A 25,359-nucleotide genomic window follows, 5' to 3' on the forward strand; every position below is an offset into this window, starting at 1 on the left:
GAACTATAGGGAAATTGTCCATTATATTTTCACTACGACATTTTCCTTACCGACTATTTCACGAAGTGCGCCTAAACATTCTTCACTTGGATGGATTGACAAACTACGAGATAATTGTACCATTTTATGTTCCTTTTCATAATAAATTAGTACTTTCGCAAAACCTGAATAGTGAAACAATATTTTTGTAACCTGATTTAACAACTTCTTTTCATACTGCGATGGTAGTTTTATATAGATTGTCGCTTCTTTCATTTCATTGTAAACATCCATTTTTTCTAATGGATAAAGACCGTTTACAATCCATTGCAATTTATGATTTCGCTGTTCAATCGTCCCTTCCACTAAAACAATTTCACCTTCTTGTAACCTCTCCGAAAAATGAATATATGTCTCCGGAAAGACAACCGCTTCCATTTCATCATTTTGATCACAAAACGTTACGAACGCCATTTTTTGTAATTTTTTCGTTCGAATGACTTTTACACCTGTTATATAAACGATGGCACGTTGTACTTTTCGCTTTTGCCTCATCGCTTGCGCAAGCGATGGAATTTCTAGTTCTTTTACAAGCTTTGCATACTGCGCCGTTGGGTAACTGGATAAATAAAAGCCAAGTGCTTCTTTCTCATTATTTAATTGTTCAATAAAAGATAGCTCTTCTCCTTGTACATATACGGATTTTGGGACACTATCTTCCCCTAATTCACGCGCAAGGCTTGCATACTCTAAAGCACCCTTTATACTATTAAACAAAGTTGTTCGTGAAACTTGAAAATCATCGAAACAGCCAGCCCAAACAAACGCCTCTAAGTTGCGCTCTGTAACAAACTTTGCTGGCATGCGAAGACAAAACTCAAATAAATCTTGGAATGGACTTTTTCCCCTTTCCTCAATCACCGCATTCACTGTAGCCATCCCGATATTCCGAATCGAAAGCAAACTATAACGAATTGCATTTCCTTCTATTCGGAAATTATAACTACTCCTATGAAGAGATGGGGGTAAAACACGAAAACCTTTGCGCTTCGTTTCGCGTATATATTGCACAATCTTATCTTCATTCCCTATCGCACTGGATAATAGGGCAGTCATAAACTCTAAAGGATAGTTCGCTTTTAAATAAGCAAGCTGATATCCAATCATACTGTACGCTACAGCATGACTGCGGTTAAAACCGTAATTCGCAAATCTAACAATTAAATCATAAATTTGCTCTGCAGATATTTCATCGTATCCATTTCGTAAACACCCTTGTACAAAATGCTTGCGTTCCTGATCTAAAATCTCACGTTTTTTCTTACTTACTGCACGGCGAAGTAAGTCAGCTTCTCCAAGTGAAAAACCGGCTAACTTCGAGGCAATCTGCATAATTTGTTCTTGGTAAACAATTACGCCATATGTGTTCTCTAAAATCGGTTTCAAATCATGATGTAAATATTGAATTTGGTGCTTTCCATGTTTCGATTCAATAAAAGTTGGAATTTGTTCCATTGGTCCTGGACGATATAAAGAGTTAACCGCAACAATATCTTCAAACTCATTTGGTTTTAAACTACGTAATACATTCCGCATTCCCCCGGATTCAAGTTGGAATACACCTGTTGTATCCCCTCTTCCAAGTAGCTGGAATGTCTTTTCATCCTGAAGAGGTAAATTTCGTATATCAATTTGTTTCCCAGTTTTCCCTACAATAAACGTAAGGATATTTTCAAGTAACGTTAAATTACGTAAACCTAAAAAGTCCATTTTCAACAAACCAAGTTCTTCTAACACTTCTGCTGGATATTGCGTTACATATACATCATTATGCCCTTCTTGAATCGCAACACTTCCTGTTAACGGCTCCTGACTCATAATAACTCCTGCTGCATGAATAGATGTATGACGCGGCATACCTTCAACACGCTTCGCAATTTCAAAAACGCGCTCATGCAAGAGATTTCCTTGTACAAATTCACGAAGAGGCCTGGACTCTTCGTACGCTTCTTTTAGTGTGATCCCTAACTTTGAGGGAATCAGCTTCGAAAATATATCAATATCCCTTGGTGGAAGCCCCATTACGCGGGCGATATCCCGAATCGCTGCTTTTGCAGCAAGCGTTCCGAACGTAACAATTTGCGCAACACGAAGCTGACCATATTTATCTTTTACATAACGAATCATCTCATCACGTCTAATATCGGGAAAATCAATATCAATATCTGGGAGCGTAACACGTTCAGGATTTAGAAATCGTTCAAACAGCAAATCATACTCAATTGGGTCGATATCTGTAATTTCTAACACATAAGAAACAAGTGAACCCGCTGCCGAACCACGGCCCGGTCCTGTTAAAATGTCATGTTCATGTGCGTATTTCATAAAATCCCAAACAATGAGGAAATAATCGCTAAATCCCATGCGAGAAATAACTTCAAGTTCATGATTTAAACGTTTCCGATGTATATCTTGAACCGTTCCATATCGCTTATTTAGACCCTCATCACAAATGCGGCGCAAATAAACATCTGACGTTTCGTTAGATGGAACAGGAAACTTTGGCAGTTGATTGACGCGGAACGGAATTTCTACGTGGCAACGTTCAGCTATACGAACTGTGTTCTGAAGCGCTTCTTCTTCATGAGAAAATAAAGCCTCCATTTCAGCAGATGATTTCAAATAATACTGATCTGTTTTAAGCCTTGGTCTATCTGGATCTGTCATCTTCGTTCCGCTCTGAATAGATAATAAACACTCCTGCACAAGCGCATCGCTTTGGTTCACATAACGGACATCGTTTGTCGCAACGACTGGAATGTTCATCTCCCTTACAAATTGCGGTATTTTCTCTTGCAAGAATAGTTCATCTTGAATCGCATGATGCTGCAAACTCATATAAAAGCTTCCAAACATATTTTGATACGCCCTAGCTACATCTTCAGCAATCTCATCTCTTCCTTGCAACAATAACTGTTCAATTTCCCCATCTTTTCCTGGTGAAATTGCAATCAGACCTTTTGCATAATGAGCAAGCCACTTTTTCGGAATTCCGTCTTTCGACTTAGTCATGATGGCGCTAGAAATTTTCAATAAGTTTTGGTAACCTATTTCATTTTCTGCAAGTAATACAAGCGGATAAGTCCCCTCTTCTTCACTAAAAACAGATGCCGTTAATCCAATAATTGGCTGTATGCCATTTTTCTTACATGCTTTATAAAATGGAATTACTCCGTACATCACATTTTCATCTGTAATCGCAAGCGATGAAAAACCAAGCTCTTTCGCTCGAACGACGAGTTCATCGATTTTACAAGTACTTTTTAACAAACTATAAACGGTTTGACATTGTAAATGCACAAACTTCACTGTTGTACCCTCTCTTTACCTATTTGACTACTTTCATTATAGGTGATGAAGAAAGCGGAAATCAAAACATACTTCTTATACTTTGTCCATATATATGAAGAAGAAAGGGGAATGACGATGGATGTAGATCAAAGATTTTTCTCTCTACTTATTACAACTTACTTTATTGCCTTTGGAGTCATGCTTGGCGGTTCTATAATTGGCGGCATTGGTGCATTTTTAGTTGGTAAACCTGCTCTCACCGCAATTAATCAATTTTCTCAAAACTTAAGAATCTGGGCACTCGTCGCAGCAATTGGCGGTACCTTTGATACATTTTATAGCTTCGAACGAACTTTCTTTGAAGGCGCTACGAAAGATATCGTAAAACAAATTTTACTTATTTTTTTCGCAACAGGCGGCATGCAAACCGGTCTTATTATTATTAAATGGCTTACACAGGAGCATGTATGAGGGTCCCTAACGCTTCTACTGCTAAACGATGGTATTTATTTTTAGCAGGCGCTGCGGTTGGTGGTGTTTTAAGCTGGTTTATTTTTTTGTACATATATGGTGTTTTTCAACAAGAACAAGCAAGTACAATTGCAGAACAAAAACAAATTATTAAACAGCAGGAAGAAAAACTCCATGTTCTCCTTGAAGACCACGATAAATTAAATAAAGAAAACAAACAACTTTTAACAATCCAAGAAATTAAAATTAAAATTGCAAACGGGGATAAATACGATTTAGACAACCTAACTTTAGAAAACATTACAACTTCTATTCATAATGATTTACAACATCTCTTAACAAAAAACATACAAAGCATTGCGCAAAATAAAGAGCTACTAAAAAAAGCAATTGAGAATAAAGTATACAAGCATTACGACCGAATATACCACTTTAAAGTTGATACCATTTCCTTTGATACCGTACTCGAAATTAGCATCAATATAAAACAAGAAAAGTAGAGCTTTCACGCTCTACTTTTTCCTTTTAACGCCTATATATTTACTTACAAATCTCACGTAAGTCTGCGAAAAGACGATCCGCTTCTTCCCAAGAAGATGCTTTCGCACCAGAAGCCATCGGATGTCCTCCGCCGTTATACTTCATCGCTAATTTATTAATAATAGGTCCTTTTGAACGAAGGCGAACACGAATTACATCTTCCTCTTCTAAAAACAGAACCCAAGCTTTTAATCCATCAATATTACCAAGTGCTCCTACAACGCCAGATGCCTCTGAAGGAAGTACATCAAACTCTTCTAATACTTCTTTTGTCAGCTTAATATACGCTGCACCTTCTTCTGTCATCGTAAATTTTTGTAAAATAAATCCATTTAAACGAGCGATTTTTTCTTTGGTTTTATACATTTCGTTATATAGATTTGGAAACTCAACGCCCATCTCAACAAGCTCTGCTGCAAAGCGTAATGTTCTTGCAGATGTATTTGGGAATAAGAAACGCCCTGTATCTCCAACAATTCCAGCCAAAATCAGGCGCGCAGATTCAGTTGTAAGCTTCAATCCTTTATCTTTTCCATAAGTATAAAACTCATAAATGAGTTCACTTGTAGAACTTGATGTCGTATCTACCCACGTAATATCTCCGTATGGATCTTCATTCGGATGATGATCGATTTTAATCAGCATCTTCCCTTTCGTGTAACGCTGATCACAAACTCTCTCTTGATTCGCTGTATCACAAACGATAACAAGCGCATTTTCGTAAGTCTCATCATCAATTTCATCCATTACTCGTAAATACGATAACGAAGGTTCATTGTATCCAACCATATAAATCCTTTTCTCTGGAAACGATTCTTGGAGAATTGTTCCAAGGCCACACTGAGAGCCTAATGCATCTGGGTCCGGACGCACATGGCGGTGAATAATAATCGTATCGAACTCTTTAATCGCTGCTAAAATTTGTTCATGCATATGTATAGTCTCCTTTTTACTGTTTCTACCTCTGTCATCAATTTTCTTACTTTATCATTCATTATAACTGAAAACAATTTATCCATGTGGACAATTGCTTTATAATAATAGTTAGAAAGTTTCGATAATGTCTTTTACTTTCTTTTGGCATGAATATGAAATGGGCACTAATCGCTTCTATGCTTGAGCGAATCCTCTCTTCCACCTAAAAGAAAGGATTTTATTTCAGGGTGTTTATTTAGATTTATCCAGATTTTTATCACCATATCAATCACGGCTTTGTAAACAAAAAGGATTCTCTACTCATTTCCTACCTGTGTTTTCTCTCGGCACGGGGCTAAAATAGGCACTGACCGCTTCTACGCTTGGGCGGATCCTCTCTTCCACCTAAAAAAAGAGGGATTTTATATTTCAGGTTTTTAATTTATCTACATACAAAATAATGGAGGATTACATTATGCCAGTATTAGTCTTTTGTATTATCATCTCATTTATGTTGTATCTCTTCTATAAAACAAAATATTTTCGTACAAATCGTCCGATGGAGAAAGGATGGCTTGCTGGAAAATCCGGGATGGCGCTTGGCGTATTCGTTGCGTTATTTGGCGCAAATCAGTTTTTCTTAGAACTCTCTACCGCGCGTATCATCGTCGGTATCTTATTTGTCTTATTTGGTGGGGCAAGTATTTTTAATGGATTCCGCCAATATAAACACTTCTCACCTCTTGCAATAGAGGAAGCAGAGGCCTATGAAACAATGTAATCATGCAAAAAGCATCAGCCATTCATGCTGATGCTTTTTTACGATTTTTTATTTTTAAAATCAAATAGGCAACAAGCGCAGGTGGTATATTAAAAGGGTTTCCTTGCACATGAAAATGTAATTGTTCTTCTTCAAAAGACATATTTTTATATAGTTCTTGTTGTGAACGTCTCGTTCTTTGTCTCTGTTCATTTAACCCTTCAATGTAAAGATACTGAATCGGTATCATCGCAAGAAAATAAAATAATGCAACACCGCCAAAAAAGAGTAACTCTGATGACATATGGAACACCATCCTTTTTTTCTTTTAATATACTAATTATCTGATAATTCAATTATACTACATTTCAATTACCTAATAAAGGAAATTCGTATCCATTTTTATACATATCAGTAACGGCTATGAAACAAAAAAGAGCTCCCACTCACTTTCTCCTTCTGTCCTCACTCGGCACGGGGCTAAAACAGGCACTGATGACCGCTTCTACACTTCGGCGGTTCCTCTCTTCCAACCTAAAAAGAGTGGTTTTATATCTTTCAATTTTTATGTATACATAAAAAAGCTGAATGAATCTCCCTCTAAAAAGAATTCTTCACTCAGCTCTTTTCTATACTTATCGATCAATCAGCTGCACCATTAATAGCGCTTTCCCAACAACTTCTCCTCCGTGACGCACTTCCACATCTACCTTTCCAAATTTACGACCGATTTCTAACACTTTAGGATGTACAGAAACAACGTTGTCGATTTGAACTGGCTTTACAAAGTAGATTGTTAAATTCTCAACAATCGAATCGCTTTTTTTCTGCGCACGAATGGCACGATTCGTCGCTTCTGTAACAACGGTTGTAAATACACCATATGATAATGTCCCAAATGAGCTTGTCATTTGTGGCGTCACAGAAAATTGATAACTATGTTCGTGCTTTGCTTCTTTCGGCGTCACAAATTGATTTGTGACGATATCTTCAATCGTCTCCCCAACTTGCGGTTGACGTTGAATCATTTGCAGCGCTTGAAGTACGTCTTGACGGCTAATAATTCCTTGCAGATGGTTGCTTTCATCGACAACAGGAAGAAGTTCAATCCCTTCCCATACCATCATACGTGCTGCCGCTGCAACAGACATTTTCCCGTTTACTGTAATCGGCTGCTTTGTCATTACTTTTTCAATTGGCGTTTCTTTTGCGATGCCAATCATATCTTTTGAAGTAACAATCCCTAATACCTTTTTATTTTCATCTATAATTGGATAACGCCCATGCATCGTTTCTTCATTATACGCATGCCATTGCTCTACTTTATCGGTAGGTTTTAAATATAACGTTTCTTCAATTGGTGTTAAAATATCTTCAACGAGTACAATTTCCTTTTTGATAAGCTGATCATAAATAGCGCGGTTAATAAGCGTTGCCACAGTGAATGTATCATAGCTACTTGAAATAATCGGCAACTTTAATTCATCTGCTAATTTTTTCACATGATCTTCTGTATCGAATCCACCTGTAATTAATACTGCAGCGCCCGCTTCTAGCGCTAATTGATGTGCATTCGTACGGTTACCGATAATCAGCAAGTTCCCCGCTTCAGTATAACGCATCATCGCCTCTAATTTCATGGCCCCAATCACGAATTTATTTAATGTTTTATGTAACCCTTCTCTTCCGCCAAGCACTTGGCCATCGACGATATTGACTACTTCGGCATATGTTAGTTTTTCAATATTTTCCTTTTTCTTTTGTTCAATTCGGATTGTTCCGACACGTTCAATTGTACTAACATATCCTTTATTCTCTGCATCTTTAATCGCACGATAAGCTGTTCCTTCACTTACACTCAAATCTTTTGCAATTTGACGTACAGAAATTTTATGCCCTATAGGCAGGCTATTAATATGTTCTAAAATTTGATTATGTTTGGTAGCCAAATGGTTTCACCATACTTTCTTTTCCCTAAATTCTTCATGTGTTGTATTTTTAGTATACTATATTTCCGAAACTGTTACACTGTACTTTTACGTACCTGTACTATTTTTTTTATAACAAAAATGACCCTTACACTTTACCAGTCAAATTCTTACAACTGTGTAATGCTATTGTCACCCTATTCGATAGTTTGTCCCTGATTTCAGATGTAAAATAAAAGCAAGAAATCAAACAAAGGAGCGAATGAAAATGAAAAAATTTTTAGAAGTTGTAAGTGCTGTATTTTTAGCTTTCGTCGATGGAAAAAAAGTTGCGATGGAATTAAATGAGGCACCAGAACAAACACTACCAGAAACAAAAGAAACACCTAAACAAGCACAGACTTTCAAACCGATTTTACACACATAAAAAACCCTTCACTTATCTTTTCAAATGAAGGGTTTCTTTCTTATAGTGTAATACTTTCTCCAGCTTCTAATACCTTTCCTGTACTACTCGTTAGTTTTTGTACAAAAAGATGCGGATCTTGTTCAATCACTGGGAATGTATTGTAATGCATAGGTACAACCGTTTTTGCTCCAATCCATTCCGCAGCTAACACTGCATCCTCTAGTCCCATTGTAAAATTATCACCAATTGGTAAGAATGCTACATCGATATTGTTAAGAGCACCGATTAATTTCATATCAGAAAATAAAGCAGTATCTCCTGCATGATAAATTGTTTTCTCTTCTGCCGTAAATAAAATTCCAGCTGGCATTCCTGTATATGTAATCGTCTGATTTTCCTCATCGATATAGCTAGACCCATGGAATGCTTGTGTGAATTTTACTTTTCCAAAATCAAATACATGTGAACCACCGATATGCATTGGGTGCGCGCTCACACCTTGCCATCCTAAAAATGTTGCGAGTTCAAACGGTGCCACAACCACTGCATTATTTTTCTTCGCGAGCGCTACTGTATCACCGACATGATCACCATGACCGTGCGATAAAATAATTGCGTCTACCTTGACGTCTTCAGCCTTTAAATCTGTTTTCGGATTACCTGTTAAAAACGGATCAATTAAGATAACTTTTCCATTCGTTTCAATCTTTACAACTGAATGCCCGTGATAAGATACTTTCATCGCTAGATTCCTCCCTTATTTACATTCACACCTTCTATTCTATATATATCCAACTTGATTTTCCAACATATATACCCATTTCGATTTTCAAGCACCTAAGTCGCGGCTATGAAAACAAAAGAAGATCTCCACTCGCTTTCTCCTTTTGTTCTCACTTGGCATGGGGCTAAAAAAGCACTGACAGCTTCTATGCATGGACGGATGCTCTCTCCCATCTAAAAAGAATGGTTTAATGTTCGTTTTTTCATTTGGATTTATATACATAATTTCACAACTTCCTGTCTTTTCAAACAGCGATTTGCTTGTCATAACGCTTTCATCCGATGTAAAGTAATACATGTAACTGAAACCCTGGAGGTGCCAATCTATGAATACTAGATTAGAAAACTTAATGCAATGGCTACAAGAACAAAACGTGGAAGCTTCATTTTTAACTTCTACACCAAACGTCTTCTATATGACAAACTTCCATTGCGAGCCGCACGAAAGACTACTCGGTCTATTTGTCTTCCAAGAAAAAGAACCAATTTTAATCTGTCCTAAGATGGAAGAAGGCCAAGCTCGAAATGCTGGCTGGGCGCACGAAATTATCGGATTTACTGATACAGACAAGCCATGGGATATGATTGCAAAAGCGATTCAACATCGCGGCATCGATGCGAGTAGCGTGGCAATTGAAAAAGAACATTTAAATGTAGAACGCTATGAAGAATTAACAAAATTATTCCCAAAAGCTGCTTTCAAATCTGCGGAAGAAAAAGTACGCGAACTTCGTTTAATTAAAGACGAAAAAGAACTTTCTATTTTACGCCAAGCAGCTTACATGGCAGACTACGCTGTTGGAATTGGTGTAGAAGCAATTAAAGAAGATCGCAGTGAATTAGAAGTGTTAGCAATTATCGAACATGAATTAAAGAAAAAAGGCATCCATAAAATGTCCTTTGACACAATGGTACTAGCTGGCGCAAACTCTGCCCTGCCACACGGTATTCCAGGAGCAAACAAAATGAAACGCGGTGACTTCGTACTATTTGACTTAGGCGTAATCATTGATGGTTACTGCTCTGACATTACACGTACAGTCGCATTTGGCGATATTTCAGAAGAACAAACACGCATTTACAACACTGTACTAGCTGGCCAATTACAAGCAGTTGAATCTTGTAAACCAGGCGTTACACTTGGCGAAATTGACAATGCTGCTCGCTCTGTTATCGCAGATGCAGGTTACGGGGAATTCTTCCCACACCGCTTAGGTCACGGGCTTGGCATTAGCGTACACGAATATCCAGATGTAAAAGCAGGCAACGAATCACCATTAAAAGAAGGCATGGTCTTCACAATCGAGCCAGGTATTTACGTACCAAACGTAGGCGGCGTTCGCATTGAAGATGATATTTACATCACAAAAGACGGATCAGAAATTTTAACGAAATTCCCGAAAGAATTGCAATTTGTGAAATAAAGAAAAGGTAGCGCAGTCGCTACCTTTTTTAAATATTATTTTTCTCTACGATTTCAAACTTATTCACAGTCATTTTTGCTGGATAACTTTCAAGTATCTCAGAAGACCATACTTTTATTTTATATCCTGATTTCAACTTTTTATATGCACTTTCATCGTTTAAGTGTAGAATCGTATCCGCTGGAATAGGTGAATATTTTTTTTGATCCAAATACTCCTGCAACTCTTTTGTCGTTTCAAACTTTTTATTCATGATGAAATATACCTTCTTATTTTTCACCATAACGTATCCTTCTATAACACCTTTTTCTGCTGATTGTTGCACATTCGCTGGTTCATCCTCAGTTTGCTCATTACGTGTACATGCCGTTAATATCACGAAAGAAACGGTAAGTAAAATATACACATACAGCCTTAATGTATTTTTCTTCATCTCATGCTCCCCCTTATAAAAATCTCACTAACTAATCCCATTTTTAACATTTTTATTCGTCCCTAATCACTTTTGAAATCCTCAATACAAGGTATTACTTGTATATTCTCTGTTTCTATCATAACATTTAAATACATAATTTTCTGAAAAAAGGAGAGATTGCATGCAACAACTTCAAAAACAATTAGAAGAAATAAAAGCTAATCATTACGTCATAGATTCCACTATAGATATTGATAATTTAAGTTCAACAATGCTCCAACATATCGGTGTAACAGATAGCTACTTACGGGATAAATTAATCTACACAACCTTTTTCCATCTCATTAAGAATGACCATATCCCAAACACACGATTACAACAATTATTGTCGCAAAGTATAAGTGAGCAATATTTATTTTATAAAATAAATATTGATGATAAGGACGCTGTATTTACTCGGGCGTTTACAACATTATTAATTGCTTTAATTTTAAGTGCCGATACAAAACATAACTTCTTATCAGAGTCTTATATATTAAAAGTAAAAGATAAATTAATTTTATACATGAAGCAAGAACATGATTTTCGCGGGTATGTAAACGGTCAAGGCTGGGCTCATAGTATCGCTCATGTTTCCGATACATTCGATGAACTCATTAAAAACCCGAAGCTTGAAACTGAACATTATCCAGAAATACTGCAAACCTTATTAGAAAAAGTAAATGTACATACACTGTATTATAAGTACGAGGAAGATGAACGAATTGTCTATCCTATTGTCGCTATGGTGCAAAATGGTTTAAATGAAAAGGAACTCATCGTATCCTTACATTCTTTAGTGAAGCAAATGCAGGCTCAAAAAACAGAATTATCTATCGTCTCTTATGAAACGTTATATGGAAATGTAAAATCATTTTTTCGAAGCTTATTCTTTAGATTAAGGGCCTTATCTATATGCAAAGAAGCAGAGAAGCAAATTGAAATATTATTAAAAGAGTTAAACAGATACTACTAAAAAAGAAGGCAACTCAAAAAGTGCCTTCTTCCATTTCACTAATATTCAATTGAAATTTTACAATCCAAACGGAGAAAAGGTGTACACAAATCGCAATGGCCATACATGTACCGCTCAAAAAAGTTAAAATTGGGTGCGAGTATAAATGCCCTAAGCCATAAGACGCTCCAATGAAAAACATTGTTATGTAGATGTAGATTGCTCCATGTATTTGCTTCATAACAGCCCCCTTTTCCCATATTATAACATAAATTTTCTAACTATTCTAATTAATCTGTATTAACCATTATTTCTCAACTGTTACACCTCTTACAGTTGCTTTTATATATGATGCCCCTTGTAACTGTTGTAATTCCTCTGTTTTTTCTGTTAAAACTACGCCATAAATCTTTAGGTTTATTGTTCTTTATTTCTTTATAGTTCCCCTCAAAGTACTCCTGCATTCTCCCGCTATTTTCACAAATAAAAAAGCCCATCTATTTCGATGCGCTTTTCTTATTACATACAAAGAATACTATTGTATTACTTCATTGCTTCTTTAACAACATCTTGAATCATGACAACTTCCGTTTTCATATCAACTGCTGGTGCTTCTTCATCAATGCATTCATACCAAAACTCTAAATGCTTTTTATCAATTTCATGCTGAGAAGCTTCCACTTCTGTCCCGCCTTCTCCTTGCACAGAATACCAATACAAATATTCTTCTCCGCCTCTTATTTCCCGGAAAATTGTCTCTACATACATTTTCTCGTCGTTTAATGTCAAAAGCACTTCTTTCATATGATCATTGAGAAGTTTCATCCATTCATCAACGCGATGACTTTTTCCTGGTTTCACTTTGAATCTTGTTAATTCAACGTTCATGTTTTATCCCTCTACCTTCTTACGTACATATAAAACATATTCCACCGGATAATCAAAACCTAGTTTACTAGCCAATCTTTGTGAAGGAATATTATCTACATTACAATCCCAGCACGGCGTAATTCCATTTTGTATACAATGTTCTATAAAATAAGTTGCGACTAACCGGGCAAGCCCTTTTCCTTGATACTCTGGATCTGTTGCAATATCAATTTCAGCACAGCCATTCCCTCTAAAAATTGAAACACATTCAGCTACTACTTTTTGACTTTGAATCATACAAAATCCAAAACCATGCTTTAAAAACGCTTCTTTTGATCCCCAATATTCTTTATAGTATCGCTCCGTAAATTCGGTACTTTTTTCTATTATGTTTTGATCAATCCGCATAACCGTGTATGTAAAATCGTTTAATTCTCTTTTTGTATCTTCAAAGACATCTCTTTGAAATAAAAATTTTTTTCGAGGGATTTTCCTAAAAGAATCATTAAAATAATTTTCAATAATCCTTTCCCACTCTACGCTAGACACAAACAATGTAAATCGTTTATCAGTTGTTAAAACATCATTTTCAATATAAGAAAACAAAGCGCGTTGAAATTTCTGATCATGAGTATCTCCAAACAGATAGTAAATACCATTAGCAGTCGCAATCATTCCCGCTGTTAATCTCTCATTTACAAAGATTTCACCCTCTATCATCCCATCACATACTGCATAAGCAAAAGTAGCTGTCCGTTTGTTCTCTTCTAAAACCGAAAGGATTGTATGATAGTCTGCTAACGCTAACTTTTTCATACATTCTCCACAATAACGGTGTCCGCATCTAAGTTTTCAAAACAGAGATTAACAGTGCGCTTAAGTGCCCTTGTTCGATGAACGGTACCTGCTGGAATCAAGATTGAATCATTTGGTTTTAATATGACTGTGTTCTTATCTTGAAAATCAATTAATAATTCTCCCTCTAACACGATAAATAGCTCATCAGAGTTTGAGTGAAAGTGCCAAGCATAGTCCCCCGTAAACACCGCAATTCGTAAACAATGACTATTCACATTCGATACAACAAAATTTTTGTGCTGCTCTGTAATATCTTTGGTGAGTTCTAAAAGATTCACTTTCTCCATCGTTCTCCCCATCCCCTAAGTTATTTATTATTTCCCCCAAAACCCTTCAAGTGCAATAACAATCATACAAATCCAAAAGCCAATCATTCCAAAATCAATATCTTTTTTCTGTTTCCTTCGCTAAATTTATTGCTATGCACCCTTTTCGCGACGCTCTGTTTCATTCTATTATTTTTATCTTTTTTATTAATGACATCCTATGTATTTAAAAGTAAATCCCGTTTAGTCTCCACCACCTCCGCAATCTCCACCCCCACTATCGCTTGCACTACTACAATTATTATCACTGTAGTTTATAAATCCACTTGATGAATTGGAAGAATTGGAAAAGCGTTTCTTTTTCTGCTTTCTTTTCTTATCTTTTTTACTTTCACGACTTGGCCATACTGTATCAAACACTACAAAAAACAGAACGAATGGTGCCAAAAAAGCCCCCCACTGAAAGATATCTTCCAAAAATTCAGGTCTTATCTCTATTTGATAACATACACCGAACAAATACATACTTAAAATTACATATAAAACCATACTAATATACCTAGCAATTCCCTCTATACGAATAGCCAACTTCTTTTGAAATGGTATATTCTGCTCCTGCTTTTTCTTTATATATTTCTGTCTTCTTATTTGTTTTTTCTTACTACTTTTTCTCCCCATGACATCCCCTCTTTTATTTTCCTTACGCATACAATTCCAAACTATCATATAGAGAGCCCTATCAACAAGAAAAATATACCAATCGAAAGACTTTCAACATATAAATACTCTCTAATTTCATCTATGTAGTAGTAATACTTCCTTTACATTTTGTAATGTTTTATATACTTTTAGTAAAGTTATATTTACATTTTACCTAAAAATGGTTATTGTAAAAGTAATAATTTTACATAAAGGAGAAAGAGGAGATTTGATTGTAAATAAAGTTAAACAATTCCGCGTTGTTAGAGACATCACTCAAGAGCAACTTGCTTCCGCTGTTAACATCACCAGACAATCCCTCATCGCCATCGAGAAAAACAAATATAACCCCAGCTTAGAATTAGCTTTAAAATTATGTGAGTTTTTTGATTGTAAAGTAGAAGATTTATTTCAATTAGATAAAACTGGGGAGGGAAAGTAATGAAAAATAATTTTATACAAGAAATTGTATCGCATATTACTATCCTTATATTAGGGACGACATTTCTTTATTTTAATGAGGAAGGATTTCGCTCTGCTCTTATATTTGCTAGTGGCTATATAATCTTGGGATTACTCATAACAGTGGTTAGGGGAAGATTGTTTAAGAAAAAGAAGAAAGAACAAGAACAGTACCCATTACCAGAAATGGACGAAAGAATCGAAAAGCTGAGTTTGAAATTTATGACTCAAATATTCGGGCTTTCTCATCTAGTCGGTGCTGCAATACTTTTTGTTTTATTTATTACTAACAAAAATTCAATGATACGGGTAGAGTATGTTCTGTATTATGTCATGGGAGTTCTTTTCTTTACAATGATGTTTGGCTTAAGAATTGTAAAGAGATTTGATCAATAATTGAAGAAAAAAGAAAGCAATTGAAGAATTACTAAAAAAGAATAGAAGTAAATTCTGTTCTTTTTGGTATGTGGACAATTTCTTTTATTTTTCTTTTTCATAAAAAGATAATCCCGGACTAATAGAAAGTATTATGTTTATATTCCATTGCCAAATACAAAAAAGCCCCTCCTTATACAAGGAGGGGCTCACAATCATTTCTATTATGATAAAGCAGGAGCTTTTTCAAGAAGCTCTTTCGCATCAGCATATTGTAAACCGTGAGCTTCTGCAACTGCTTCGAATGTTACATAGCCATCTAATGTGTTAATACCTTTTAATAATGCAGTATTGCTTAGGCAAGCTTGTTTGTAGCCTTTGTTTGCAATTTGTACTGCATATGGCACTGTTACGTTTGTTAATGCAAGAGTTGATGTACGTGGAACCGCACCTGGCATGTTTGCAACTGCATAATGAACAACACCGTGTTTTTCGTAAGTTGGGTTGTCATGAGTTGTAATGCGGTCAGTTGTTTCGAAAATACCACCTTGGTCGATTGCGATATCTACGACAACAGAACCTGGTTCCATTGATTTAATCATTTCTTCTGTTACAAGTTTTGGCGCTTTTGCACCTGGAATTAATACTGCGCCGATTACAAGATCAGATTCTTTTACAGCTTCTGCGATGTTGTAAGGATTAGACATTAAAGTTTTCACTTGGTTACCAAAAATGTCATCTAATTGACGAAGACGTTCTGCACTTAAGTCAATAATTGTTACGTCAGCACCTAAACCAACTGCGATTTTCGCTGCGTTTGTACCAGCTTGACCACCGCCGATAATTGCTACTTTACCGCGTTTTACCCCTGGAACGCCTGCTAGTAAAATACCTTTGCCGCCTTTTGTTTTTTCAAGGAATTGCGCACCAATTTGTGCAGACATACGGCCAGCTACTTCACTCATAGGTGCTAAGAGTGGTAAAGAACGATTGTCTAATTGTACTGTTTCATAAGCAATTGATGCTACTTTGTTATCAATTAAAGCTTTTGTTAATTCTGGTTCTGGAGCTAAGTGTAAGTATGTGAATAAAATTAAACCTTCACGGAAGTAACCATATTCGCTTGCAATTGGCTCTTTTACCTTCATAACCATATCTTGATTCCATGCTTCTTCAGCAGTTTCAACAAGTTTTGCTCCAGCTTGTACATATTCTTCATCTGTAAAGCCAGATCCTAAACCTGCGCCTTTTTGAACAAAAACTTCATGACCATTGTGTACTAAATGTACGGCACCAGCTGGCGTCATTGCCACGCGGTTTTCATTGTTTTTAATTTCTGTTGGAATACCGATACGCATTATTAATTCCCCCTTGAGTTATGAAATGACCCCTGAATCATTTTTTAAAGCGCTTTCTACGCTCTTATATTTTAACATAATATCTCAATATTTGACAAAAAATAATGCGAGTTTTCCGATAGATTTTATCTATTTTTGTCGATATCTATGAATGACGTCAACTGCACCTGTTACTTCTATAATTGTGCCCGTAATCATATCGGAATCTTCCTCGCATAAAAATGCAATGGTCCGAGCGATATCTTCACCTGTTCCTGATCTACCAATTGGCGTCCTACTGTCTTTCATTATACGCGCTTCCTGAATCGTCGCTTCTTTCATTTCACCAATGATATCGCCTGGACAAACCATATTTGATGTAATGCCATACTCTGCTTCTTCATAAGCAATTGTCTTTGTTAACGAAACAAGTCCTACCTTTGCAGCTGCGAATGCGGAACGATACATCCAACCAGGTGCACTATCTGCTCCTTGAAATCCATAATTAATAATTCGGCCAAAATGGTGTTTTCTCATAATCGGAACGACAAGCTTTACTAAACGAAACACTGCTGTTAGGTTTCCTTGTATCATTTCATTCCATTCATCTTCTTCGTAATCAATTAAATTTTTACGTTCAAATACGTAAGGACCCGCATTATTAATTAAAAAATCGATTTTGCCAAAGCGGCCGATTGCTTCTTCTACTATTTTATGTAAATCTTCTTTATTAGTGACATCCGCTTGCACAAACTGCAAACGTTCTTCTAGATGTTTATATTTTTCCTTCATTGTTTCTACAGCACGCATATCACTATGATATGTTACGGTTACTGAATATCCTTCAGCCAATAATTTTTCTGTTACTTTCTTTCCTAAACCTTTCGTACCGGCTGTAATGAGCGCGTGTCTCACAAAGGTAGCCTCCTTTTTATTCCTATAATCAATATGTAACAAGTTCTCCCTACAATTACAACTAAAACGAATTGAAATAGATTTTTCAAAATTCTGTAACGTTTCCAGCAAGCACGTTACCATATTTTGCTTTATAATTAAGTTGTAAAAGGTTATAAAAACGAATTGGGAGGAATCTACTATGAATAATACATATACAAATATTTTAATTGCAGTGGACGGTTCCAAAGAAGCAGAAAAAGCCTTTAAAAAAGCAATTCAAGTCGCAAAACGTAACAATGCAACATTAACAATCGCTCATATCGTTGATGTAAAAGCATACTCTGCAGTAGAAGCATATAGCCGTGCAATTGCCGAGCGCGCAAATCTCTTTGCAGAAGATTTATTAGAAGACTACAAAAAGACTGCAACTGAAGCTGGTCTTGAAAAAGTAGAACTTGTATTAGAATTTGGTAACCCAAAATCTAAAATTTCAAAAGAAATTGCTCCAAAACATAGAGTAGATTTAATTATGTGTGGTGCAACTGGTTTAAACGCTGTAGAACGCTTCTTAATCGGTAGCGTCTCTGAACATATTATTCGCTATGCGAAATGCGATGTCCTTGTTGTTCGTGGCGAAGAAGAACAAGGTGACATTTAATAAATAACGAAAACACCAAGTCTTATACGGACTTGGTGTTTTTTATCTTATGTATTTTCCTATGAAAACAAGACAAGCTATGATGAGAATCACAACGGCATATAAATGTGGTGGGAGGAACTTCATTGCCCATAATCCCATCGTAATGGTTGCAAGTGTCAAATAACTCATTTTCGCATAGTATGTCATTTTTTTTCGTAAAAGTAATACATACACATAACCAATTGGTGGTGTAACTAAACAAAGAATGAAGATAAGTGTTGAATTGAAATACCATTTTTGTTTAGCTAATTGCTCCATTTCTTCTTCTATCATTTTATCTTCTTGTTCTTGTATATCTTTTTCAAAAGGATCCTCATCTTCCCCAGTCTTTTCACTCATATACGGAATAAAGTGAAAAAAGAAATAATAGAAAAACATGGTTGCCCCAAGCTTTAAATCGAATCCCTTTTCCGCGATGCGTTCACTTACAAAACTCAGAACTATCGGAAAAACAAAAACGTATGTCATCATCCAAAATGATTTTTCCCGCTTTTCCTTCTTTCTCTCCTTTTTATTTTGTTCCTGTTTTCTCCTATATATCCATAGCGAGATGCAGCAATCCATTACAAATATACAAAAAATAAAAAACGCGATATACATAGGTTTTATATATTGTAAAGTAAAGATGTTAGGAAATGCATATGTGACTATAATGACCGTATATAAAATAATGACAAACCTATAAAGCAACTCTATCTCCCCTTATTTTTAATATCCTAATAAAAAAACATTAACATATAAAATACAACTATTGTTATACAATCAGGAACTTTCGGTTACGCTAAGAAAAAACGAAATGAGGAATACTATATGGGAGATCACGAACGAATTATTTTAGATGTAAATGATGAAGAGATTGAAATGCTCGATACAATCTGTTCTCATTTTAAAGAAAAGCATGGCGTTGAGCTAAGCCACGGTGCATTACTACGTGATTTAATGGATATTGAATATATTCGTATTACAGAAAACAGACATAAATATGAATAAGAAAAAAGAACATAACATTACACTTATTAGAGGTTATACGATTGTATACCCTCTTTTTTCATCATAAAAAGACGTTCATTCCGTGGCAAAACCACTTTACTGAACGTCTTTTCAATCACTTTTATATAACTATCTTATGCCTTTTTAACAAATTCAGATTTTAATTTCATAGCTCCAAAACCGTCAATTTTGCAATCGATATCATGATCTCCATCAACTAAACGGATACTCTTTACTTTCGTGCCTATTTTAATAACGGATGAAGTTCCTTTTACTTTAAGGTCTTTGATTACTGTTACAGCATCCCCATCGTTTAAGATATTTCCATTTGCATCTTTCACAACTTTTGTGTCTTCACTATTTTCAGCTTCTGACTCTAAAGCCCACTCATGAGCACACTCTGGGCAAACAAAAAGACTTCCATCTTCATACGTATATTCTGAATTACATTTCGGGCAGTTTGGTAAGTTTTGCATATTTTTTTATTTCCTCCATTATAAAAATCACTTTTAATTCCCTTTTTATAGCTTCATAACCATAACAATTACGAACTTAAAATTCACGAAAAGTAGGGATAGTCCTTATATACTGCCATAGTATTTTCAGATTGACAAGCCAACTTTATGTGAACACTTTTTCTAAAAAAAAGAGAATGCATCATATAATGTGCTCTCCTTTTTTACATTGATAGCGATGCAGTAAACTTAGATTTTCAAACATACTATTCCAGATGAAGAGTTGTTTTAGCATAGATTACCCTCCCAAAATACAAAACAATCATAACGATGGTATAATTAGGAAAATGAAACGGAGGGTTCTGGTACATGAAATCTGAAAGTATATCAAAACATTTTCACACATTACATCAAAAGAGGATACTTAACTCCTGGACGGAACTTAGTATCCTCCCATGTTCATAAGAAATCATTCTATTTATATCGATTTTATACTTCAAAGTTCAAGTATCTACTCAACACTTTCTTTACTATTTAAGCTCTTGATGTTTTCCATCCATACCACCTGATACATTTGTTTGTTGATTAACAGAGGGTTTATTTGTCTTAGGATCTCGCCAAACTTTATAAGTATATGATTCATTGGGTTCATCTTTAAACATTACATTCATGCCGTAAGAACCTTCTTTACTATAAAAGGCAGGTTTTATTGATAAAATATCACTTTCTTTATATCCGTTTTCTTGCAAGTGCCACATTGTTAGCATAATTGCTCCTTCTCGTTTTTCACGTTCTCCTATATACATATATTTATCTATCAGAAAAACCTTCGCGTTAACAATTAAACTAATTAGTAATATAAGAATAAAAATTATCTTTTTCATACATCCTCCTATCAAATACAAGTATCGTTCATGACCCGCAGCAAAAATTTGAACTTTTTACTCCTTATTATAAAACGATACTATACATATTTTGTAAAATCTAGAAAACTCAATATTAGGTTAAGTATCTGTATGAAAATATGTTATGTACAAAAAAAAGAGAGTAATATGCTCCTATACAGAACATATTCCCCTCTTCGCATCCTTATAAACTTACTGTCTCTCCCACTAACACTTTCGCTTTTTCCAGTGCTTGTTCTATTTGAACAAACCCTGTTCCACCTGCACTATTACGACGTTTTACAGCTGCATACGGTGAAAGAACTTCATATAAGTCCTCTTCAAATAACGGACTCATTTCTTGATACGTTTCTAACGGTACATCTAATAGATAGATACCTTTTTGCGTGCAATGAAGAACAAGCTTTCCGACAATTTCATGCGCCTGACGGAATGGAAGTCCTTTACTTGCTAAGTAATCAGCAATTTCTGTTGCATTAGAGAAGTCCTGTGTTACGGCTTGCCCCATTTTTTCTTTGTTTACAGTCAGCGTTTCTAGCATGCCAGCCATAATATGAAGGCAGCCTTCTACTGTTTTCACTGTATCAAACATTCCTTCTTTGTCTTCTTGTAAGTCTTTATTATAAGCAAGCGGTAAACCTTTCATTACCGTTAATAAACTAAATAAGTTGCCATATACTCTCCCTGTTTTACCACGAATAAGTTCAGCCATATCAGGGTTTTTCTTTTGCGGCATAATGCTGCTTCCTGTTGCATACTGATCGCTCATTTCAATAAATTGAAACTCCTGACTGCTCCATAAAATGAGTTCTTCACAAAAACGTGATAAATGCATCATTAATATGGATGAATTGCTAAGAAACTCTAGTATGAAATCACGGTCACTTACCGCATCTAAGCTATTTTCATAGATTCCTTTAAAACCGAGAAGCTCTGCGCTATACGCACGATCAATCGGAAATGTCGTTCCCGCAAGTGCGCCTGCACCAAGCGGAGAAATATTAATACGCTCCAGTGAATCTTCATAACGATTTACATCGCGCTCTAACATCCAAAAATATGCAAGTACATGATGAGCGAACGAGATTGGCTGTGCACGCTGCAAATGGGTATACCCTGGCATAATGGTTTCAATGTTTTTCTCTGCTTGATGAACAAGAACCGTTTGCAGTTGTTTCGTTGCCTTTATAATATCTTTCACTTTATTACGTAAATATAAATGCATATCTGTCGCAACTTGATCATTACGGCTTCTTCCTGTATGAAGTTTCCCACCAACGTCCCCAATTTGCTCAATTAACATTTTTTCAATGTTTAAATGAATATCCTCAGCATCTACAGAAAAAGTTAACTCATTTGCTTTCGCTTTTTCTAGTAAATGTTGTAAGCCTTCTTTAATTTTCTCTGCTTCTTCTTTTGTCACAATCCCCTGCTTCGCAAGCATTGTAACGTGGGCAATACTTCCTTCTATATCTTCTACCACTAATTGTTGGTCAAAGGAGATGGAAGCTCCAAACTCCTCGACCCATTCTTCTGCTTCTGCTGTAAAACGGCCACCCCAAAGTTTGCTCACGCTTCCACCTTCTTCTGATTCACTTGGCTGTATACTTTTGTTGGAAGACCAAATAAAGAAATAAAGCCAACTGCTGCATCATGGTTAAATTCATCATCCACTGTATACGTTGCTAGTTTTTCATCATATAGAGAGTACTCTGATTTACGTCCTTCTACAATTGCATGACCTTTAAATAATTTCACACGCACTGTACCTGTTACTGATTTTTGTGTTTCTTGTAAGAAAGCAGCAAGTGCTTGTTTTAAAGGCGAGAACCATAACCCGTTATAAATAAGTTCTGTTAATTTTTGCTCAATCATCGGTTTAAAATGAGCTACTTCTTTTACAAGCGTTAAATCTTCTAACTCTTTATGTGCTGTAAGTAATGTCATTGCAGCTGGACATTCATATACTTCACGTGATTTAATCCCAACAAGGCGGTTTTCCACATGATCAATACGTCCAACACCATGTTTTCCAGCAAGGTTGTTTAACGTTTTGATTAGTTCCGAAAGTGAATAAGAAGTGCCGTTTAATGTTGTTGGTACACCTGCTTCAAATCCAATTTCCACAAATTCTGGTTTATTCGGTGTATCTTCAAGTGCTAATGTCATTTCATATGCATCTTCTGGAGGTGCTGCCCATGGATCTTCTAAAATTCCACATTCATTACTACGCCCCCATAAGTTTTGGTCAATGGAAAACGGACTATCTAAATTGATTGGGATTGGCACATTGTTTTCTTTTGCGTATGCAATTTCTTCTTCACGTGACCATTTCCATTCACGAACCGGTGCGATAACTTCTAAATATGGGTTTAATGCTTGAATGGAAACTTCAAAACGAACTTGGTCGTTCCCTTTTCCTGTACATCCATGAGCTACTGCACTTGCTCCTTCCTGCTCCGCAATTTCTACTAGCTTTTTCGCAATTAACGGACGAGATAACGCCGAAACAAGTGGGTATTTTCCTTCGTATAAAGTATGGCCTTGCAGGGCCATCAATGCATATTCATTCGCAAATTCTTCTTGAACATCGATCATATATGATTTAATCGCACCTACTGAAATTGCTTTTTCTTTTACAAATGCTAAATCTTTACCTTCCCCTAAATCTAAACAAAGTGCAATAACATCATAATTTTTCTCTTGTAACCATTTAATTGCAACGGAAGTATCAAGACCTCCGGAATATGCTAACACAACTTTTTTCTTCTCCATTTTATATCCCCCTAAAGAATAAATATTCATTACAATTTATATTAATTCAAACTTTAACACCTTTTACAAAATGAATCAAGGGATATTAGCAAAAATTTTTCAAACAATTTCGTCGAACTTCTTTCTTTTTTTCGGTACAATGGAAACAGAAAATGGGGGTGTCTATATGGAACAATATTTTATATACGATGAACACCTAGGAATAGAAGTACCTGAGTTACAAGAAGAATGGGAAGATATCCCTGAAAAAGTGCAGCATGCTATTTTATTAAAGTGGGAACAAATTCGCGGGAAAATTCCTGATCGTATAAAAGAACTTGAATATCATATTAATCAAAAACAACATCGTTTAAATAACGAGGAAAACTTCGAAATTTCCTGTAGACTCAATTCTGAAATTGCCGATCTTGCCTCTATCATTAATGATTTATGGCTTTGGTATCGCCTTACACAAAATGTATCTGAGGGGAAAGCGCATCAGTAAGAAACAAAATAAAAAAGCATCTATAAATAGATGCCTTTTTATTTGTAATTCAATTCTTCTCCCTATAAATCTGCTCCCTTATTTCCATTGAATTTTCAAATACAAGTCTTACCTTCCTCAAATAGCGAAATAAAAAATCCATCTCATAAACTACTTCTTCTTTTCTCTCATAAAAACTTCTCGCAATCAAAAGTTTTTTATTGTATCATGATGCAGGTGCAGAGGAATAGGAAAACCATTCCAAATCAGCTGTATATTAAAAACTAATAATTTAACGAATCTAGCTATCTATTTATCAAATACATAAAGAAAGGATTGTAAATATAAAAAAAAAGCTTCCAGTTATTATTTTATCTAGTGCTTTATTGTTATCTCCTATACATAGTTATGCGAACACAGAAACAGTGAAAGATTCTCTTCATACAGAAGAGCCTTCCAAAGCTACTGAACAAACAAAAACGTTAAAAAAAGAGGAATCCTTAAACGATACTCCGAAGAGAAACGATAGCTCAACTGACCAAAAAGAACAAACGCAAGAAAATGATGTAACCATTGATAAAAAAGAGCAAATTCAAGAAAATAACATAACTACCGATAAAAAAGAGCACACGCAAGAAAATAACATAACTACTGATAAAAAAGAGCACACGCAAGAAAACAATCTAGCTCCTGCTATAAAAGCACAAACGCAAGAAAATAAAGCGGAATTGGAGACAAACAAGGAAAAGAATAAGCAAAAAGAAGGCTGGATTAAAGAAGACAATAATTGGTACTACTACTCAAATAATGCGAAAGTAACAGGATGGAAAAATGATCAAGGTAACTGGTATTACCTTCATACCAATGGTGCTATGGCTACCGGATGGACGAAAGTGAACGGAAAATGGTATCTCCTTGCTCACGATGGTGTCATGCGTACAGGTTGGTATTTTGACGGCGCTAACTGGTACTATCTTCATAATGGCGGCGATATGGCTACCGGATGGACGAAAGTGAACGGAAAATGGTATCTTCTTGCTCACGATGGTGTCATGCGTACGGGATGGCATTTTGACGGCGCTAACTGGTACTATCTTCATAATGGCGGCGATATGGCTACCGAATGGACAAAGGTGAACGGAAAATGGTATCTCCTTGCTCACGATGGTGTCATGCGTACAGGTTGGTATTTTGACGGCGCTAACTGGTACTATCTTCATAATGGCGGCGATATGGCTACTGGATGGACAAAGGTGAACGGAAAATGGTATCTCCTTGAGCACGATGGCGTCATGCGTACAGGTTGGTATTTTGACGGCGCTAACTGGTACTATCTTC

General features: G+C 35.8%; 29 protein-coding genes and 2 pseudogenes. 12 read left to right on the forward strand and 19 right to left on the reverse strand.

Going from position 1 to position 25,359, the window contains the following annotated elements; genetic code table 11:
• Positions 1-21 precede the first annotated feature (21 nt).
• Positions 22-3,348 carry a DNA polymerase III subunit alpha gene (dnaE, locus tag KFD70_RS11730; RefSeq protein WP_336450349.1) on the reverse strand — a complete coding sequence of 1,109 codons (3,327 nt, stop codon included), beginning with the start codon at positions 3,346-3,348 and terminating at the stop codon, positions 22-24.
• 117 nt (positions 3,349-3,465) lie between these two features.
• On the opposite strand from dnaE, the gene ytrH reads away from it, so the two are divergent.
• Entirely contained in the window at positions 3,466-3,801 is a 336-nt protein-coding gene (gene ytrH / locus KFD70_RS11735; protein WP_174101674.1) for a sporulation membrane protein YtrH, read from the forward strand.
• Positions 3,798-4,301: a sporulation membrane protein YtrI gene (gene ytrI, locus KFD70_RS11740; protein WP_336450350.1), complete on the forward strand. Its 504-nt coding sequence runs from the start codon at positions 3,798-3,800 to the stop codon at positions 4,299-4,301. The genes ytrH and ytrI overlap by 4 nt, the downstream gene beginning before the upstream one ends.
• Positions 4,302-4,341: 40 nt before the next feature.
• Here the strand turns inward: ytrI and KFD70_RS11745 are convergent, their stop codons facing one another.
• Positions 4,342-5,274 (reverse strand): DHH family phosphoesterase, encoded by a 933-nt coding sequence (locus KFD70_RS11745; protein ID WP_336450351.1) that lies wholly within the window; start codon positions 5,272-5,274, stop codon positions 4,342-4,344.
• Between the two features lie 457 nt (positions 5,275-5,731).
• On the opposite strand from KFD70_RS11745, the gene KFD70_RS11750 reads away from it, so the two are divergent.
• Complete coding sequence (locus KFD70_RS11750) at positions 5,732-6,037, forward strand: YtpI family protein (RefSeq protein WP_336450352.1); 306 nt, start codon at positions 5,732-5,734, stop codon at positions 6,035-6,037.
• Positions 6,038-6,059: 22 nt separating this feature from the next.
• Here the strand turns inward: KFD70_RS11750 and KFD70_RS11755 are convergent, their stop codons facing one another.
• Together KFD70_RS11755 and KFD70_RS11760 are read right to left on the reverse strand one after the other, a co-directional pair.
• The gene (locus tag KFD70_RS11755; RefSeq protein ID WP_174101681.1) at positions 6,060-6,320 is read right to left on the reverse strand and encodes a DUF3949 domain-containing protein; all 261 of its coding nucleotides are present in this window, start codon (positions 6,318-6,320) and stop codon (positions 6,060-6,062) included.
• A gap of 331 nt (positions 6,321-6,651) precedes the next feature.
• Positions 6,652-7,965, reverse strand: coding sequence for a DRTGG domain-containing protein (locus KFD70_RS11760; RefSeq protein ID WP_336450353.1), 1,314 nt, complete (start codon positions 7,963-7,965; stop codon positions 6,652-6,654).
• Between the two features lie 247 nt (positions 7,966-8,212).
• Here KFD70_RS11760 and KFD70_RS11765 point away from each other — a divergent pair, with 247 nt between their 5' ends.
• Positions 8,213-8,371: a hypothetical protein gene (locus KFD70_RS11765; RefSeq protein WP_336450354.1), complete on the forward strand. Its 159-nt coding sequence runs from the start codon at positions 8,213-8,215 to the stop codon at positions 8,369-8,371.
• A gap of 40 nt (positions 8,372-8,411) precedes the next feature.
• Here the strand turns inward: KFD70_RS11765 and KFD70_RS11770 are convergent, their stop codons facing one another.
• Positions 8,412-9,095: a metal-dependent hydrolase gene (locus KFD70_RS11770; protein WP_336450355.1), complete on the reverse strand. Its 684-nt coding sequence runs from the start codon at positions 9,093-9,095 to the stop codon at positions 8,412-8,414.
• A gap of 367 nt (positions 9,096-9,462) precedes the next feature.
• On the opposite strand from KFD70_RS11770, the gene pepQ reads away from it, so the two are divergent.
• Positions 9,463-10,560: a Xaa-Pro dipeptidase gene (gene pepQ / locus KFD70_RS11775; RefSeq protein ID WP_336450356.1), complete on the forward strand. Its 1,098-nt coding sequence runs from the start codon at positions 9,463-9,465 to the stop codon at positions 10,558-10,560.
• Between the two features lie 28 nt (positions 10,561-10,588).
• Here pepQ and KFD70_RS11780 read toward each other — a convergent pair whose 3' ends face one another.
• Positions 10,589-10,993, reverse strand: a complete 405-nt coding sequence (locus KFD70_RS11780; RefSeq protein WP_336450357.1) for a DUF3221 domain-containing protein — start codon at positions 10,991-10,993, stop codon at positions 10,589-10,591.
• Positions 10,994-11,156: 163 nt separating this feature from the next.
• Here KFD70_RS11780 and KFD70_RS11785 point away from each other — a divergent pair, with 163 nt between their 5' ends.
• Positions 11,157-11,990: a DUF2785 domain-containing protein gene (locus KFD70_RS11785; protein ID WP_336450358.1), complete on the forward strand. Its 834-nt coding sequence runs from the start codon at positions 11,157-11,159 to the stop codon at positions 11,988-11,990.
• A gap of 13 nt (positions 11,991-12,003) precedes the next feature.
• Here KFD70_RS11785 and KFD70_RS11790 read toward each other — a convergent pair whose 3' ends face one another.
• From KFD70_RS11790 to KFD70_RS11815, 6 genes and pseudogenes are all read right to left on the reverse strand, one after another.
• Positions 12,004-12,210, reverse strand: a complete 207-nt coding sequence (locus KFD70_RS11790; RefSeq protein WP_098359250.1) for a hypothetical protein — start codon at positions 12,208-12,210, stop codon at positions 12,004-12,006.
• A gap of 66 nt (positions 12,211-12,276) precedes the next feature.
• A pseudogene (locus KFD70_RS11795) lies at positions 12,277-12,430 on the reverse strand (anti sigma factor C-terminal domain-containing protein); the annotation flags it as partial.
• 82 nt (positions 12,431-12,512) lie between these two features.
• Positions 12,513-12,857 (reverse strand): DUF6176 family protein, encoded by a 345-nt coding sequence (locus tag KFD70_RS11800; RefSeq protein WP_336450359.1) that lies wholly within the window; start codon positions 12,855-12,857, stop codon positions 12,513-12,515.
• 3 nt (positions 12,858-12,860) lie between these two features.
• Positions 12,861-13,655, reverse strand: a complete 795-nt coding sequence (locus tag KFD70_RS11805; protein WP_336450360.1) for a GNAT family N-acetyltransferase — start codon at positions 13,653-13,655, stop codon at positions 12,861-12,863.
• A complete protein-coding gene (locus tag KFD70_RS11810) occupies positions 13,652-13,984 on the reverse strand; it encodes a cupin domain-containing protein (RefSeq protein WP_336450361.1) in 333 nt (110 codons plus the stop codon). The genes KFD70_RS11805 and KFD70_RS11810 overlap by 4 nt, the downstream gene beginning before the upstream one ends.
• 222 nt (positions 13,985-14,206) lie before the next feature.
• A complete protein-coding gene (locus tag KFD70_RS11815; protein ID WP_336450362.1) occupies positions 14,207-14,641 on the reverse strand; it encodes a hypothetical protein in 435 nt (144 codons plus the stop codon).
• 202 nt (positions 14,642-14,843) lie between these two features.
• Here KFD70_RS11815 and KFD70_RS11820 point away from each other — a divergent pair, with 202 nt between their 5' ends.
• Both KFD70_RS11820 and KFD70_RS11825 read left to right on the forward strand, forming a co-directional pair.
• Positions 14,844-15,104 (forward strand): helix-turn-helix transcriptional regulator, encoded by a 261-nt coding sequence (locus KFD70_RS11820; protein ID WP_420792322.1) that lies wholly within the window; start codon positions 14,844-14,846, stop codon positions 15,102-15,104.
• Positions 15,104-15,520 (forward strand): hypothetical protein, encoded by a 417-nt coding sequence (locus tag KFD70_RS11825; RefSeq protein ID WP_336450364.1) that lies wholly within the window; start codon positions 15,104-15,106, stop codon positions 15,518-15,520. Before KFD70_RS11820 ends, KFD70_RS11825 begins: the two co-directional genes overlap by 1 nt.
• Before the next feature lie 203 nt (positions 15,521-15,723).
• Here KFD70_RS11825 and ald read toward each other — a convergent pair whose 3' ends face one another.
• Together ald and KFD70_RS11835 are read right to left on the reverse strand one after the other, a co-directional pair.
• On the reverse strand, positions 15,724-16,857 hold the full coding sequence (gene ald / locus KFD70_RS11830; protein WP_336450365.1) for an alanine dehydrogenase: 1,134 nt from the start codon (positions 16,855-16,857) through the stop codon (positions 15,724-15,726).
• Positions 16,858-16,986: 129 nt separating this feature from the next.
• Positions 16,987-17,874, reverse strand: coding sequence for an SDR family oxidoreductase (locus KFD70_RS11835; RefSeq protein WP_336450366.1), 888 nt, complete (start codon positions 17,872-17,874; stop codon positions 16,987-16,989).
• Between the two features lie 58 nt (positions 17,875-17,932).
• Here KFD70_RS11835 and KFD70_RS11840 point away from each other — a divergent pair, with 58 nt between their 5' ends.
• A complete protein-coding gene (locus tag KFD70_RS11840) occupies positions 17,933-18,391 on the forward strand; it encodes a universal stress protein (RefSeq protein ID WP_336450367.1) in 459 nt (152 codons plus the stop codon).
• A gap of 42 nt (positions 18,392-18,433) precedes the next feature.
• Here the strand turns inward: KFD70_RS11840 and KFD70_RS11845 are convergent, their stop codons facing one another.
• Positions 18,434-19,129, reverse strand: coding sequence for a hypothetical protein (locus KFD70_RS11845; protein WP_336450630.1), 696 nt, complete (start codon positions 19,127-19,129; stop codon positions 18,434-18,436).
• A 114-nt stretch (positions 19,130-19,243) separates the two neighbouring features.
• On the opposite strand from KFD70_RS11845, the gene KFD70_RS11850 reads away from it, so the two are divergent.
• Positions 19,244-19,423, forward strand: coding sequence for a ProA domain protein (locus tag KFD70_RS11850; RefSeq protein ID WP_241815219.1), 180 nt, complete (start codon positions 19,244-19,246; stop codon positions 19,421-19,423).
• 134 nt (positions 19,424-19,557) lie between these two features.
• Here the strand turns inward: KFD70_RS11850 and KFD70_RS11855 are convergent, their stop codons facing one another.
• The 4 genes from KFD70_RS11855 to KFD70_RS11870 all read right to left on the reverse strand — a co-directional run bounded on the left by KFD70_RS11855 (position 19,558) and on the right by KFD70_RS11870 (position 23,558).
• A complete protein-coding gene (locus KFD70_RS11855; protein WP_336450368.1) occupies positions 19,558-19,899 on the reverse strand; it encodes a zinc ribbon domain-containing protein YjdM in 342 nt (113 codons plus the stop codon).
• Positions 19,900-20,408: 509 nt separating this feature from the next.
• Positions 20,409-20,762, reverse strand: coding sequence for a DUF3139 domain-containing protein (locus tag KFD70_RS11860; protein WP_336450369.1), 354 nt, complete (start codon positions 20,760-20,762; stop codon positions 20,409-20,411).
• A 205-nt stretch (positions 20,763-20,967) separates the two neighbouring features.
• Positions 20,968-22,356, reverse strand: coding sequence for an argininosuccinate lyase (gene argH, locus KFD70_RS11865; RefSeq protein ID WP_336450370.1), 1,389 nt, complete (start codon positions 22,354-22,356; stop codon positions 20,968-20,970).
• Positions 22,353-23,558 (reverse strand): argininosuccinate synthase, encoded by a 1,206-nt coding sequence (locus KFD70_RS11870; protein ID WP_336450371.1) that lies wholly within the window; start codon positions 23,556-23,558, stop codon positions 22,353-22,355. Before KFD70_RS11870 ends, argH begins: the two co-directional genes overlap by 4 nt.
• 166 nt (positions 23,559-23,724) lie before the next feature.
• On the opposite strand from KFD70_RS11870, the gene KFD70_RS11875 reads away from it, so the two are divergent.
• Together KFD70_RS11875 and KFD70_RS11880 are read left to right on the forward strand one after the other, a co-directional pair.
• Positions 23,725-24,042, forward strand: a complete 318-nt coding sequence (locus tag KFD70_RS11875; protein ID WP_207994740.1) for a radical SAM protein — start codon at positions 23,725-23,727, stop codon at positions 24,040-24,042.
• 404 nt (positions 24,043-24,446) lie between these two features.
• A pseudogene (locus tag KFD70_RS11880) lies at positions 24,447-25,359 on the forward strand (hypothetical protein); the annotation flags it as partial.

The sequence above is a fragment of the Bacillus pfraonensis genome, from assembly GCF_050768835.1.
Classification (GTDB): domain Bacteria; phylum Bacillota; class Bacilli; order Bacillales; family Bacillaceae_G; genus Bacillus_A; species Bacillus_A pfraonensis.